Origin of the sequence: Streptomyces sp. YIM 98790 (genome assembly GCF_011421595.1) — a bacterium.
Lineage (GTDB): Bacteria > Actinomycetota > Actinomycetes > Streptomycetales > Streptomycetaceae > Streptomyces.
In genome coordinates this window covers 1-603 of record NZ_WTLH01000406.1, presented here as the reverse complement: position 1 = coordinate 603, position 603 = coordinate 1, and the positions used below count along the sequence as shown (strand labels likewise).

Here is a 603-nt window from a genome sequence, read left to right as displayed (position 1 = left end):
GCCGGTGCGCCGCCTGGTGCACCTCGCCGGGGACGGGCGGCAGGGCGCGGGTGGCCTCGGCCGCCGGTCCGCCGGCCACCGGCGGCAGGAGCTGCGTGGCCGCCTCCCCGGAGGGCCCGCCGGGGCCGGGGTCCGGGGCGTCCGCCGGGAGGAAGGGGCCGCCGGTGACCGGCGGTATGAGCTGGGTGGCCGCCTCGTCGCCCGTGGCCGGACCGGAGTGCGCCGGGCCGTCCGTCACCGGCGGTATGAGCTGGGTGGGCCCGTCGTCACCCGGGGCGGGGACCATGGCCACCGGGGGAATGAGCTGTGTGGCGCCGTCGTCCGCCGGGGCGGCGGAGGGCACCGGACGGATCAGCGCGGTATCGCCGTCCTGCCACGCGTCCCGTACCGCGCCGAGCATCCGGGTGTCCACGTCCTGCGGCGGGGGCGGAGGCCCGGCCGGCATCGGCGGCACCGCGGGGGCGGCGCCCTGCGGCGGGGTGTGCGGCGGGGGCGGGGGCGGCGGTGTCTGCGGCGGCGCAGGAGGAGGGGGAGGAGGGGGAGCGGCCGGAGCACCGGGCACGTCCTGCGGCGCGGGAGCGGAGTCCGCGCCGGGCCCCCAGG

Annotated in this window: 1 pseudogene; it reads right to left on the bottom strand. The window is 81.9% G+C overall.

The features are described from left to right. Positions 1-445, bottom strand: a pseudogene (locus GQS09_RS28390) (hypothetical protein); the annotation flags it as partial. Positions 446-603 lie beyond the last annotated feature (158 nt).